This window comes from Candidatus Epulonipiscium sp. (assembly GCA_012519205.1).
Taxonomy (GTDB): Bacteria; Bacillota; Clostridia; order Lachnospirales; family Defluviitaleaceae; genus JAAYQR01.
Genome location: JAAYQR010000023.1, coordinates 1 through 13,340 on the forward strand (window position 1 = coordinate 1; position 13,340 = coordinate 13,340).

Consider the following 13,340-nt stretch of genomic DNA (forward strand, 5'->3'; position numbering starts at 1 on the left):
CTGAGCCAGGATCAAACTCTCATGTTAATATCCTTTGCAAGATGATGCTTGCGTTTTGAAATCTTTTATACAATTCTTTAAGAATTGATGGGTTTGGTTTGTGCTGTTTAGTTTTCAAGGATCAATTCGCTATTTTGTTGACAGCGAAATCCATGATATCATATATTAAGCCACCTGTCAATATATTTTTTAAAATATTTTAAGGTTGATATCATAAATTGGCGGAGAAGGAGGGATTTGAACCCTCGCGCCGCTATTAACGGCCTACTCCCTTTCCAGGGGAGCCCCTTCAGCCGCTTGGGTACTTCTCCATATCTAAATATAATGGCGGAGAAGGTGGGATTCGAACCCACGGCCCCTTGCGGAGTCACTGGTTTTCAAGACCAGCTCCTTAAACCACTCGGACACCTCTCCACTTATTTTACCGCTCTTTCGGAGCGCTAATATAAAGTAACATATCTTAATCCTTATGTCAATATCTTTTTTGTTATTTTGTCGTAAGAAAAAATTGTAATATTGATTCCCCAATTATCAAATCGCTTGCTGTAGTGATTTTAATGTTTTCGTATTTTCCTTCTATAATCTTTACTTTATTCCCTAATCTCTCTACTAATATACCATCATCTGTTCCTAAAAAAGTATCTTCCTTAGCCTTATTATGTGCTTTGGTTATTATGTCTTTTTTAAATCCTTGAGGGGTTTGAATTGCCCATAATTTGTTTCTTTTAGGGGTGGCCTCTATATATCCATCCTCATCACTTACTTTAATTGTATCTTTTACTTTTACCCCTATGGCACAGGCTCCATATTTTCTTGCTCCCTCTATGGATTTTTTAATTTCCTCTTCTGATACAAAAGGTCTTGCTCCATCATGAATTAAGATAATATCTGTTTCATTAGAAATATTTTTCAACCCATTATATACGGATTCCTGTCTTTCTCTTCCTCCTACAACCAGCTTAATCTTTTTATTGAAGTCATATTGAAGAAGAATTACATCCTTGAAGTAATCCAAATCTTCTTTAGATATTACAACAATAATTTCATCTATTAATTTCGATTGATCAAATCTATCTATAGTATGAACAATAATAGGCTTATTCCCTATCATTAGATATTGCTTGCTGATTTTTGTGCCCATTCTTTTCCCCTGACCTGCCGCCGGGATGATAACTGAAGTATATTCTCTATCTTTCCCCATATCTCTCCCCTTTATATCTTGAAAAAACCCCAGAGTGTTACTCCAGAGTTCTTTCATCCCTTGTTTTAGTAAAAATCATTCTTCCTGCTGCTGTCTGAAGAACACTTGTGACTAAAACCTTAACTGTTTCACCAGTATAACGCCTTCCACCCTCCACTACAATCATAGTCCCATCGTTAAGATATGCAATACCCTGTCCATCTTCTTTTCCGTCTTTTATCACAGTTACCTCCATATCCTCCCCAGGAAGAACTACGGGCTTAACGGCATTAGCCAGCTCATTAATATTAAAAACAAATACACCTTGAAAATCTGCAACCTTATTTAGATTAAAATCATTTGTTACAATGATAGCATCCATTTGTTGAGCCATCTTCAGCAATTTACTATCAACTTCATCAATATCTTTGTAATCTGCTTCTACAATCTCTACAGTAATTTTAAGCTGCTTTTGTATTTCATTTAGAATATCCAATCCCCTTCTACCCCTATTTCTTTTAAGGGCGTCTGAAGAGTCTGCAATATGACGAAGTTCTTCCAAAACAAAGGTAGGAATCAATATTTTGCCCTCAATAAGTCCTGTTTTCAAGATATCTAAAATCCTTCCGTCTATAATCACACTAGTATCTAAAATTTTAGGTTTTGCAAACCCATGTTCATTGGTGGCGCAAAACTCAAACATCTTTATTTCTTCTTTTTTCCTTTGAACTATCGCATATCCTAGATATCCCAAAATGATATTAAGTCCTAATACAATCAGTGTACCTATAATACCATACTGAAGTACAGCAATCCCTAATAAATTAGCTACAATTAGTCCTATAAAAATGCCCCCAATATTAACGACTATTTCTTTTAAGGGCATATTAATGAAAAGGTCTTCTAGTACTTTCAATCTTCTTAGTATTCTTTCAGTAACCATAGATGATATTGTAATATAAGAAAAAATAATTACTAATAAGGTAATTCCTAAAGGAAAAATAAACCCTAGTTTCTGAGGTACTTGTCCAAAAAAATGTATCGGTTCTAGATATGCAGTATATAAAAAATCAAATAATAAGTAAAATAGACTTCCTAATATTGCAGAAAAAATTATTCTTAGTATTTTTTTCATTTTTTCACCCCCTCTTAGTATAAACAAATATTTACCATTTTAAACAGAGCTTATTTTAAAGAGTTTTTTAAAGTATAATATTATCATTCTTCTAATTTTAAACCCGGTACAGCATTTAAGTCAAGTCCATGGCGAATTCCTTTTATATATTTAAAGTATGCCGCAGAACCTATCATTGCAGCATTATCAGTACATAAAATATGGGATGGATATTGCAAAAATATGTTTTCTTTTCGACATACTTCATCCATGGCTTTTCTAAGGCCATTATTTGCAGAAACCCCTCCTGCTAATGCAATTTTATTTATCCCCTTTTCTTTTGAGGCTCTAACTGTTTTAGAAACCAAAACATCAATAACAGCCTGCTGGAAGCTAGCTGATATGTCCTTTTTGTTTATATCTTCCCCCATCATTTTGCAGCGATTTAAATGGTTTAATACGGAAGACTTTAATCCACTGAAGCTAAAGTCATAAGACCCCCCCTCTAGGTATGTCCTGGGAAAATCAATAGCACTGGGATTCCCTTCTTTTGCTAAACTATCAATTTTAGGTCCCCCGGGATAACCCAATCCGATTGCCCTTGCAACCTTATCATAAGCCTCCCCTGCAGCATCATCCCTCGTTTTTCCTATTATCTCATACTCACCGTAATTTTTAACATAAACCAAATGAGTATGACCCCCTGATACAATCAGGCATATAAATGGAGGTTCAAATTCTTTGTTTTCGATATAATTTGCGGATATATGGCCTTCTATATGATTTACTCCTATTAAAGGTTTTTTAACGGCAAAAGACATCGCTTTTGCTGCTGATAATCCTACTAACAATGCTCCTACCAATCCAGGACCATAAGTGACACCTATGGCATCTACACCATCCAAAGATATATGGGCCTGTTCTAAAGCCTCATGTACTACAGGATTAATCTTTTCCACATGTTTTCTAGAAGCAATTTCAGGTACTACCCCTCCATACTGCTTATGAAGATTGATTTGCGATGAAATTACATTGGATAAAACTTCTCTGCCGTTTTTTACAATTGATGCTGCAGTTTCATCACATGAAGTTTCTACTGCTAATATATATATATCCTTTTTAACGTTCATTTCGCAGCTCCTTTTAAATGTCAAATTCATCTATTGTTTCCCAGCCTAGGATTTTCCATGTATCATTAACTTGCTTCCTTAGGTAATACTCTAGATAATTATCTGTTTCCCCATTTGTATATTGAATCACTCTAATCCTAGATATGTTTGGATTTTCATCCTTATATTGTGCTGGAGTCTGTTTAATATCGATAATTCTAAATCCTTTTTCTTTATAATCCTCTACAAATACCTTCACTTTTTCTTGTTGAAGTTCTAGGGGATTGATATTCAAAAGTTCTGAGTCAAATAAATTTCTCTGAATATTTATTAGGGTTTCAACCTCCTCTAGTTTTGCTTTCCCCCCATATAAATATGATATAATCCTATTATTCCTTATTATTAGTTCATCTGGATTCTCAAATTCCTTGTTTTCAGAAGCCAATTCTATAATTTTATCGAATTCATTTAGCTTCTTTTCTTTTGAAATACTGTTGTTTTTATTAATATTAATATAGTAATAGTATGCACCTATACATATAAAAATAGCAACTATTGCCAACGTCTTCCTCATGTTTTCAACCTTTCCCCTTTACACCTTTTGTTATTATATTATAAAGTTCCGATTGCCGGTATGAACTTGCTCTATATTTATTATCGTCTTTTGTAGAAATATAAGTAGCGTTAAGTAATTTATTTATTAAGACTTGTGAAAGCATTCCCAAACTAATAAGCGGTATAAGAAACTTACTGCCAACCCACCCTAAAATAGGGGCATTCTTAATCAACTGGACCAATGATAAACCTACCCAAAATTCTATATATATATCCTTTTTTCCTTTCTTAAAAATCATATCTAGAATCCAATCCCCAATCGTAACAGCTAAGGCTGCCTCTCCTAGGGATGAGAATATCCAAATAATTAACATTAGAAGAATGGCAAAAGGAAAACCCACTATGGATAGGGTAAATATCAAAATAAGCGCAATGCCCATTAAATATATTACTAATCCCCTATATAAAACCTCCTTACTTTGACGAACTAAAAAAAATCCCTCTAAGAGAACCGTTCCCCTAAACAGAGATAAGAACAATAAACTTACTAACATCTGCAGAACAATTTTTATTAAGTTAAGTATAAACGGTGGAATATCATCTGTATAGTGAAGGAACAATGCCTTATTCCATTGTTTCTTAAAAATATTCAAGGTATTAAACATAGGCCCTACAAAACCCTTTATATTTGCATCTTGATGATATGCTGTTTTCGATGATATGGTTTTGATATCTCCTGTTATAATGGCATTTTCTCTTATATATACTTCCGCCCCATATGCATAGATATTACCATGGACTTCTCCATCTATCTTTATTTTACCATTAACAATATATAAACTTCCAGTATGTTCGCCTCGTATATGCACATTAGAGAACAAAAGGAGGGATTCTCCTTTTGTTCTCTTCTGCTGCACAATTTGTTTCATGAACTGCAACCCCGAAAGTTGCTCCTCTTCATCATCTAAAACTGAACCATATACAATAGATGCGGTTATTAATAAAAATAGAATCCCATATAGAATTCGGAACTTCCTCATAATTCTACCTTTTTCCTTCGGTAAATATAGTATTGAATACCTAAAAGAACAGTTAAAATAGATATTACAACTACCCTTAATGATGAAATCAGCGGCTTACTATAAATTAAAATGTCTCCTATCTCGTTTTTAATTTGATCAATGTAAGAAGATAAAACATAAGCCGTGGGTACTATAACTTTAGCCCAATGCCCTATATAAGGATTTTGTAGCATATATTCTAAAAAGGATTCTCTGTAAATAAACAATAATACCCCTATACCAAACATTAATGAGAATATTCCCCATACCATTGCTTTTATGGTTTCTAATGATGTTGTTTTTTTAGGCCTATAGTCTATTTCTATATTTTTAATTTTTTCCATTACCCCTACTTCAAAGTCTACTGGAGCCTCTATTGCCTTATCATTTTCCATTCCCTCAATAACCCTTTGATAAATAAAAAATTCTTCTTTACAAGAACTACATCCCACAATATGAGAATTTAGGTCTTTAGCCTCTCCCTTAGTCAGGGTGCCATCCATATATTTCATTATTAAATGATCTACCTTATTACAATTCATATGCTCCACCCTCCTTTGATTGAGTCAGATAATCCCTTAACATTCTTCTTGCTCTAAATATACGATTTTTGACCTTAGATAAAGGTTCATTTATTACATCAGATATTTCTTGATAAGACAAACCCTGCTGATGAAATAAAATAATTGGTATTTTGTACATATCAGGTAGGGAATTTAATGCATTCATCACTTCATTTGATTTTTCTTGTCTTATATATCCGTCTTCCGGCCCCTCCTCTGTGGAAGGCTCATAAATCATATCATCTATACTGACTGCAGTATATTTTTGCTTTCTTCTAGAATCTATAACTAAATTAGTAGTAATTCTTATAATCCAAGTAGAAAATTTATAAGTAGGCTCATACTTATCGAGATTGCGATACACTTTAATAAATACATCCTGTGCCAAATCATTAGCTTCCTCTGAATCATTAGTCATCCTGAGAATTATAGAATAAACTAAATTTTTATAGCGGGATACTAATTCTTCGAATATTTCTTTTTCACCTTGAAGGCAGCACTGAATAATTTCATAATCTTCCATACCATCACCGCCCATAAACAAACATAATATTAATTCACATACAGTATTTTGTAATAATAAATACGAATTTTATTGGTTAATGTCTGAAATAATTATACCATAGTCATTCGATTATTTCTTCACTAAATATCAGGTTCTTAACCATACCATCTTTGCCCAATCTTGTATTTGTAAAGATATTTAGTGCTATATCTAAGTATTCATATGGATTAGTTAGGGAAGGACTGTAATGAGTAAGCCATAACTCCTTTACATCCGCCTTATATGCTAATGTTGCAGCCTCAGAAAAAGTCATATGCTTATTTTTTTGTGCCTGAATTTTATCTTCTTCTGCCCCATACATTCCTTCACATATAAATAAATCTGCCTTGCAAATAGAGCCTATAAGATTTAAAACTGGTCTGCTATCTGTGCAGTAAGCAATTTTAATACCTTTCCTCTTATCTCCTAAAACCAAATCCGGTGTATAGATATTATCATTTACTTCCACATTCTTTCCCTGTTGAAGGTTTTTCCAAAGATAGGCGGGAATATTTAATTTAGCCGCCTTTTCCGGAATAAATCTAGGACGTCTTTCCAACTCTACAACATAGGCAAAGCAAGTAACCGTATGCTTAACTGGAACAGCTTTTATAAAAAGTCCTTTCATAATCTCAATTCTAAACTCATTTTGTAAAATCTCTTTTTCCGATAACTCTATATATTCTATTTCGAATGGTAATTCCTGTGCTATCACGGTTAATCCCTCTACAACTCTTTTAAGTCCCGTAGGACCAATAAGAGTAAGAGGCTTTTTTCTGCCTGAATTTCCAATAGTCAGGAGAAGCCCCGGTAATCCAGTAATATGATCCCCGTGATAATGGGTAAAACAAATAACATCGATTGTTTTAAATCCCCATCCTAACATTTTTAAACTTATTTGAGTTCCCTCACCACAATCTATTAAAATCTTTCTCCCATTATATCTAATAAGTAAGGCTGTAAGCCATCTATTTGGTAGGGGCATCATTCCTCCCGTGCCCAAAAGACAAACATCTAACATAAACTTTCTCCTTTTCACAAAGAATTAATATATAGTTTCTTTATAAATATTATAACCATAAATAGCTCTTAATTAAAGGCTCCTATAGAATTATAGATTTTTAATGAAGTAATCCTATATTTATGGTTGCTGCCCTTAAAAGATTACCCCTTGCATCTTCTTGTTTTTTATGATATTAAATAAGTAGTCTAAATGCAATGTGTTTGCATTTAGAAAATGATTTTTAACAAGGAGACTTTTATTATGAAAAAACTTCTGCCTATTATCATCTTAACTATTTTAACCTTATCTTTATATGGATGCTCAGCAAAAGATGCCCCTCCTAAAAATCAAACGGGAATCACAGTATATACTAGCATATATCCACTATATGATTTTGCTTCAAAAATTGGTCAAGATAAAGTTCACATCTATCTTATGACCCCTCCTGGAGCCGAACCACATGATTGGGAACCCTCTGCAAGACTCATGGCCCAAATGGAAAATGCAGATATCTTAATCTATAATGGTTTGGATATGGAACTCTGGATAGAAAAAGCTATCGCATCAATAAATAATCCTAATTTAACCATTGTAAATGCATCAAATAATGCAAAGCTATTGAAATTAGTTAAAGACAATCATGAAGATGGACGCAACCCTGTTCACGGAAATTATGACCCTCATATTTGGCTTAATCCCATTAATGCTATAGTTCAAGCTGAAAATATTAAAAATGCATTGGTTGAGGTAGATAGCGATCATAAGGACTTTTATGAAAATAACTTTGATGAACTGAAATCTCGTCTTGAGGACCTAGATGAAAGGTATAGCACTACGCTTTCACAACTTTCCAAAAAGGATATTGTAGTATCTCACGCAGCCTTTGGGTATTTGGCAAATAGATACGGATTAAACCAGTACCCTATTTCCGGCTTATCTCCTCAGGCAGAACCTACGCCTTCGCAAATGGCTGCGCTTTCAGATTTTATCAAAGAAAATAATATTGAATATATCTTTTTCGAATCTTTATCAAATCCTAAATTGGCTAATGTTATTGCTAAGGAAACGGGGACTAATATTTCTATTTTAAACCCTTTAGGGGGACTAACTCAAGAAGAAATTGATTTAGGAGAAGATTATTTTAGTATTATGGAAAAAAACCTAGTTTCTATAAAAAATGCTTTAGGAGAATAAATATGAGCCCTATACTAGAACTTACGAATGTATCCTTTGGATATGATAATAATTTAATATTAGAAGATATATCCCTATGCATCAATACGGGGGATTACCTGGGCATAGTAGGTCCAAATGGTTCTGGGAAAAGTACCTTAATTAAAATAATATTAGGATTGCTAAAACCAACTAGAGGAAGCGTTAAGTTGTTCGGGCAAGATATAAACCTATTTAAAGATTGGGGTAAAATAGGATATGTAGCACAAAAGGCTGCCTCTTTCAATGCTAGTTTTCCCGCCACAGTAGAAGAAGTCATAGCTGCTAATATGTACCCCCAAATTGGCTTGTTTAAACGAATTAAAAAAGAACATCTCCAAAGGGTTTATGATGTCCTTGAAGTCGTAGAAATGAAAGCTTACGGTAAGAGATTAATTGGAAACCTCTCCGGCGGACAGCAACAAAGGGTTTTTATAGCAAGAACTTTAGTAAGTTCCCCTAAAATTATCCTCCTAGATGAACCTACTGTGGGAATCGATATACAGTCACAAGACAGATTTTATAATCTTTTAAATGAATTAAGCACAAAAATGGGTATCACCATCGTAATCATTTCCCATGACATAGGTGTAATCACACAAAAAGTTAAGCAAGTAGCCTGCATGGGGGATAAAAAACTCATAGTACATAATAAATCCTCCGGTGAACCTCTCCCTAAAGTACTGACTAAAGTATATGGGGAAGGAATGGATCTGCTTCATCATCATCATTAACTTTTTTATAAGGAGTCGATACAATGTTAGAGCTATTACAATATGGTTTTATGCAAAGAGCTATGGTAGCTGGGATAATTGTAGGATTTTTATGTCCGCTTATCGGAATCTTCGTTGTTTTAAGAAGAATGTCCTTAATAGGTGATTGTCTATCCCACGTTGCCCTTTCCGGAGTTGCTGCCGGTATGCTTCTTAATATCTCACCTTTGGCAGTGACCCTTGTTTTTTCAGTTACTGCTGCCTTGGCAATTGAAAAGCTAAGAAAAAGCTATGAGAAGTATGCTGAACTTTCCATATCCATAATCATGTCCTTAGGAATCGCCCTAGCAGTTATCTTAATTAGCCTTGCTAAATCTATGACCTTTGATTTATTCGGCTATTTATTTGGAAATATAACAACAGTACTTCCTGCTGATTTGTGGTCAATTATAGGGCTAGGTATTGTTGTTATTGCAGCAATTTATCTTTTATATAAAGAATTATTTTATATATCCTTTGACGAGGAAGCCGCCTATCTATCAGGAATACCCGTAAAAGGTGTTAATTTATTTTTTGTAGTTTTGACAGCAATTACAATAACACTTTCCATGAGAATTGTGGGAATTCTTCTTGTATCTTCCCTAATGGTTCTCCCCGTTGCATCGAGTCTTCAAATTGCTCATAGTTTTAAACATGCTACTTTGCTGTCTATCCTGTTTGCACAGATTTCCGTTATCCTTGGAATTATTATATCCTATTATTTTGATTTAGCTTCTGGTGGAACTATCGTTATGATAGCTGTATTTATCCTTTTATCCACCTTCTTCATTAAAAACCTCAAAAGCCACTATATAAAAAGGAGCAAGGCCTAAATATTGCCTTGCTCCTTTTTATTCCTCTCAATGCACTTTTTGCAGTAACCATACAATTCAAAGTTATGATCCGTTAAAATAAAATCCTTGTTAACTAACTTTTTATCTATATTTTCTAAGGGACAAAAATCAATTATCTCTGACTTTCCGCAGTCCTTACATATAACATGGTGGTGGTGGCCGTGATTACAGATTACCTTATATTTCGAAGCCCGTCCATTCATATTAATTCTATGAATAAACTCAGTTTTTTCTAATATTTCCAGGTTTCTATAAATTGTAGAAAAATTGGTTTTGGGATACTTCTCCTTAGTCTTTTCATAAATTTGTTCTGCAGATAAGACGTGACCTTTATAACTTGCCAAGACCTCTAATATTGCCTTTCTTTGATTGGTCAATTTATAACCTCTTTGTCTTAAACTGTCCTTCATTTTATCCATATCCATCTTCTAACTCTCCTAAAAACAATGATACATTATATTAAACCACATTAAATAGGAAGTTTAAAGGTTTTAATCCACTTCTTATAACAATGCTGGCAAACGTCAAAGTCATCTTTTTGTCCATCTCTTTCTGAATTATAACCCCAAGTTTTTTCTATGTGAAGGTAATCCTCAAAATGATTGTGTATATCTTTCTCTATTTTTTCTCCGCATATATTGCAATATACTTCTTCTATCATCTCTTTTTCGACCGATATCATCTTATATTTTCTCATGCTTGCCCTCCAAGAAATCAATTTAATGCTGAAAAATCTTATTAATTGTCGAATTCCCTTATGTACATTATACCCTCCCCCCCTCTAACATGTATAGAGGTAAATTTTGATTTGATTTGTGGTTTTTGTAAAGAAAAAAGAAATACCCCAAAGGGCATTCCTATTTTCTTCTTGAACCTAACTTTTTACTTTCATGGATACTTCCTTTATGAAATCGATTTAATTTATTATATACTTTACCATGGATGGTATCCCCATCATATCTGCAATTTTTTTGTTTCTCCCCTGCCGGAACCCCTGTGAGTATTTCTATTCCTTCATCTATATGCCTTATGGGATATATATGAAAAAGCCCTTCTTTTACAGCTTCTATCACTTCATCTTTTAATACTAAATCCTTAATGTTTTGATAAGGTATTATTACCCCTTGATTTCCTGTTAATCCCCTAGCTTTGCAAGTTTTAAAAAAGCCCTCTATTTTATAGGAGACCCCTCCTATAGGTTGAATTTCACCTCTTTGATTTATTGAACCCGTTACTGCAATTCCTTGTTTTATCGGAACCTCACTCAAACTTGATAAAATTGCATATAATTCCGTACTAGATGCGCTATCTCCATCCACCCCATTATAATTTTGCTCAAAACATATTCTGCAAGAAAGGGAAAGTGGAAATTCCTGAGCGTAGGTTTGACCTAGATATCCTGCTAATACATGAACTCCTTTATCATGGATACTACCGCTCATCTCGGCCTCTTTTTCAATGTTTATTATTCCTGACTCTCCCATATAAGTTGTTGCCGTAATCCTAGAGGGTTTAGCAAATTTGTAATCTCCTGTATCTAATACTGCAAGACCATTAATCTGCCCTATTTTTCCCCCATCACAATCTATCATAATCAAATTATTCTTCATCATTTCTTCCATTTTCTCTTCATATAGATTGGAGCGTTTTTCTTTTTCTATAATAGCTTTCCTAACATCCTGAGATGTTACAACCTTTTTTTCTTCTATTTTTGACCATGTACTGGCCTCACATAATATTTCTACTATATTATTAAATCTAGTTGTCATTTTATTTTGATTTTCTGCTAATCTAGAAGCATATTCTGCAACCTTAGCAATAGCACCCGCATTAAAAGGAGGGGTTTTTTCCCTTTTACAAAAAGAATGAATAAATCTAGCTAGCATCTTAATATTTTCTGCTTTGTTTTCCATTTCTGAATCAAAATCCGCTCTGATTTTAAATAGCTTTTTAAAATCTTCATCATATTCATATAGCACATTGTATAAATAACTGCTACCCACTAAAACAACCTTCACATCTACTGGGATAGCTTCCGGCTTTAAAGAAGAAACTGCCGTAAGTCCAACAAGCTCTCTTAAGTTCTCTATACTGACCTCTTTAGTTTTTAGAACTCTTTTTAATGCCTCCCAGGACTGGGTATTATTTAGCACATCTGTCACTTGTAAAATCAAATACCCGCCATTTGCCTGATGGAATAATCCGGGTTTAATCTTAGTAAAATCAGTTCTCAGATTTCCAAACTCATTATCATATTCTATTTGACCTATTATTTTGTTATATGTCGGGTTAAAGTCTATAATGACAGGGGCACCTTTTGTTTCAGTATTATCTACAAAAAGATTGACCCTATATTTTACCACTACATCTTCTATATCTTTTTTTATTACAAAAGGTAATATAGATGCTACTTGCTGTTCCTCCACATCCTCCTCGTGATCTAGGAATTCTTGAATGTTTTCCAGTACATCTTCTTGAACAGCTTCTAAATGCTTTATCACCCTATCATATTCCTTATATCTTTCTTTTAAACAGCTAATATGATGACCTACTGCAAATAATCCTATTTTATAATCCAGGTCTTCTATCTTTTGCTTTGCCTTTTTTTCTATATCCCTTAATACTTTCATCGTCTCCGAAACTTCATCTTGTATTTCATCCGTAACTTCCGATAATTGTTCTTTTAATTCATCATCCAAACTTTCCAAATTTTCATCTTCGATGGCTTCTCCATCGACCACGGGCACAAAGTATATACCAGAATTAGTCATCTTGACCGCAAAACCTAATTCTTCTGCTTTATCCTTCATATTTTTTATTAATTCATCTCTTTTACTCTGATAAGATTTTATGATTTCAGTTTTTTCATTTTCATATTCCTCTGAACTAAAGGCCTTTGGAATATCTACTAACAAGTATTCTATAAGTTCATTCATATCATCTCTAAATTCTTTTCCTAATCCTGGTGGAAAACGAAGGGCTATCGGGTTGCCCGGTTTATTATAGTTATATACATAACACCAATCATAAGGAACTGCCTCATTAGCAGCAACCTTTTTAATATAAGATTTACCATAGCTGGTTTTACCTGAGCCCGTGGGACCCGACATATAAATATTATAGCCCCTCATTTTAATGTTAAGCCCAAACTCCATCGCCTTTACAGCTCTTTCCTGACCTATGATTCCTTCCATATAATCTAGTTCTTGGGTAGTTTTGAAATCAAATTCAGAGGGGTCGATAGTTTTTTTAAGTTCGGTATATTTTAATTCGGGAAACTTCCTCATATTTCCACTCCTTTCTCCATATTATTATATTCAATAAAACTATTTGATTTCCTTTTATTTTAGATTTATTTGCATTTTTTAGAGATATAGATAAAACGCCTTCTAT

At 33.7% G+C, this 13,340-nt stretch carries 14 protein-coding genes and 2 tRNA genes; 3 read left to right on the forward strand and 13 right to left on the reverse strand.

Going from position 1 to position 13,340, the window contains the following annotated elements; translation table 11 throughout:
• Nucleotides 1-219 precede the first annotated feature (219 nt).
• From GX308_07190 to GX308_07235, 10 genes are all read right to left on the reverse strand, one after another.
• Nucleotides 220-311 (reverse strand) — tRNA-Ser (locus tag GX308_07190).
• Between the two features lie 14 nt (nucleotides 312-325).
• Nucleotides 326-414, reverse strand: a tRNA-Ser gene (locus GX308_07195).
• Nucleotides 415-487: 73 nt separating this feature from the next.
• A complete protein-coding gene (ispD, locus tag GX308_07200; GenBank protein ID NLK21856.1) occupies nucleotides 488-1,201 on the reverse strand; it encodes a 2-C-methyl-D-erythritol 4-phosphate cytidylyltransferase in 714 nt (237 codons plus the stop codon).
• A gap of 37 nt (nucleotides 1,202-1,238) precedes the next feature.
• Nucleotides 1,239-2,315 (reverse strand): TRAM domain-containing protein, encoded by a 1,077-nt coding sequence (locus tag GX308_07205; GenBank protein ID NLK21857.1) that lies wholly within the window; start codon nucleotides 2,313-2,315, stop codon nucleotides 1,239-1,241.
• 83 nt (nucleotides 2,316-2,398) lie between these two features.
• Entirely contained in the window at nucleotides 2,399-3,424 is a 1,026-nt protein-coding gene (gene tsaD / locus GX308_07210; GenBank protein ID NLK21858.1) for a tRNA (adenosine(37)-N6)-threonylcarbamoyltransferase complex transferase subunit TsaD, read from the reverse strand.
• 13 nt (nucleotides 3,425-3,437) lie between these two features.
• Entirely contained in the window at nucleotides 3,438-3,977 is a 540-nt protein-coding gene (locus GX308_07215) for a hypothetical protein (GenBank protein ID NLK21859.1), read from the reverse strand.
• A 4-nt stretch (nucleotides 3,978-3,981) separates the two neighbouring features.
• Nucleotides 3,982-4,998: a polymer-forming cytoskeletal protein gene (locus GX308_07220; protein NLK21860.1), complete on the reverse strand. Its 1,017-nt coding sequence runs from the start codon at nucleotides 4,996-4,998 to the stop codon at nucleotides 3,982-3,984.
• The gene (locus GX308_07225; protein ID NLK21861.1) at nucleotides 4,995-5,561 is read right to left on the reverse strand and encodes a zf-HC2 domain-containing protein; all 567 of its coding nucleotides are present in this window, start codon (nucleotides 5,559-5,561) and stop codon (nucleotides 4,995-4,997) included. The genes GX308_07220 and GX308_07225 overlap by 4 nt, the downstream gene beginning before the upstream one ends.
• On the reverse strand, nucleotides 5,551-6,105 hold the full coding sequence (locus GX308_07230) for a sigma-70 family RNA polymerase sigma factor (protein NLK21862.1): 555 nt from the start codon (nucleotides 6,103-6,105) through the stop codon (nucleotides 5,551-5,553). Before GX308_07230 ends, GX308_07225 begins: the two co-directional genes overlap by 11 nt.
• Before the next feature lie 103 nt (nucleotides 6,106-6,208).
• Nucleotides 6,209-7,147: a ribonuclease Z gene (locus GX308_07235; protein NLK21863.1), complete on the reverse strand. Its 939-nt coding sequence runs from the start codon at nucleotides 7,145-7,147 to the stop codon at nucleotides 6,209-6,211.
• Nucleotides 7,148-7,390: 243 nt separating this feature from the next.
• Here GX308_07235 and GX308_07240 point away from each other — a divergent pair, with 243 nt between their 5' ends.
• From GX308_07240 to GX308_07250, 3 genes are read left to right on the forward strand one after another with little or no spacing between them, the layout of a single operon-like run.
• Nucleotides 7,391-8,323: a zinc ABC transporter substrate-binding protein gene (locus GX308_07240; protein ID NLK21864.1), complete on the forward strand. Its 933-nt coding sequence runs from the start codon at nucleotides 7,391-7,393 to the stop codon at nucleotides 8,321-8,323.
• 2 nt (nucleotides 8,324-8,325) lie between these two features.
• Nucleotides 8,326-9,075 carry a metal ABC transporter ATP-binding protein gene (locus GX308_07245; GenBank protein ID NLK21865.1) on the forward strand — a complete coding sequence of 250 codons (750 nt, stop codon included), beginning with the start codon at nucleotides 8,326-8,328 and terminating at the stop codon, nucleotides 9,073-9,075.
• Nucleotides 9,076-9,098: 23 nt separating this feature from the next.
• Nucleotides 9,099-9,926, forward strand: coding sequence for a metal ABC transporter permease (locus GX308_07250; GenBank protein NLK21866.1), 828 nt, complete (start codon nucleotides 9,099-9,101; stop codon nucleotides 9,924-9,926).
• Here the strand turns inward: GX308_07250 and GX308_07255 are convergent.
• The 3 genes from GX308_07255 to GX308_07265 all read right to left on the reverse strand — a co-directional run bounded on the left by GX308_07255 (nucleotide 9,923) and on the right by GX308_07265 (nucleotide 13,234).
• On the reverse strand, nucleotides 9,923-10,372 hold the full coding sequence (locus GX308_07255) for a transcriptional repressor (protein ID NLK21867.1): 450 nt from the start codon (nucleotides 10,370-10,372) through the stop codon (nucleotides 9,923-9,925). The two genes, GX308_07250 and GX308_07255, sit on opposite strands and share 4 nt — an antisense overlap.
• A gap of 44 nt (nucleotides 10,373-10,416) precedes the next feature.
• Complete coding sequence (locus tag GX308_07260) at nucleotides 10,417-10,644, reverse strand: hypothetical protein (GenBank protein ID NLK21868.1); 228 nt, start codon at nucleotides 10,642-10,644, stop codon at nucleotides 10,417-10,419.
• A 160-nt stretch (nucleotides 10,645-10,804) separates the two neighbouring features.
• Complete coding sequence (locus tag GX308_07265) at nucleotides 10,805-13,234, reverse strand: AAA family ATPase (protein ID NLK21869.1); 2,430 nt, start codon at nucleotides 13,232-13,234, stop codon at nucleotides 10,805-10,807.
• Nucleotides 13,235-13,340: the final 106 nt, after the last annotated feature.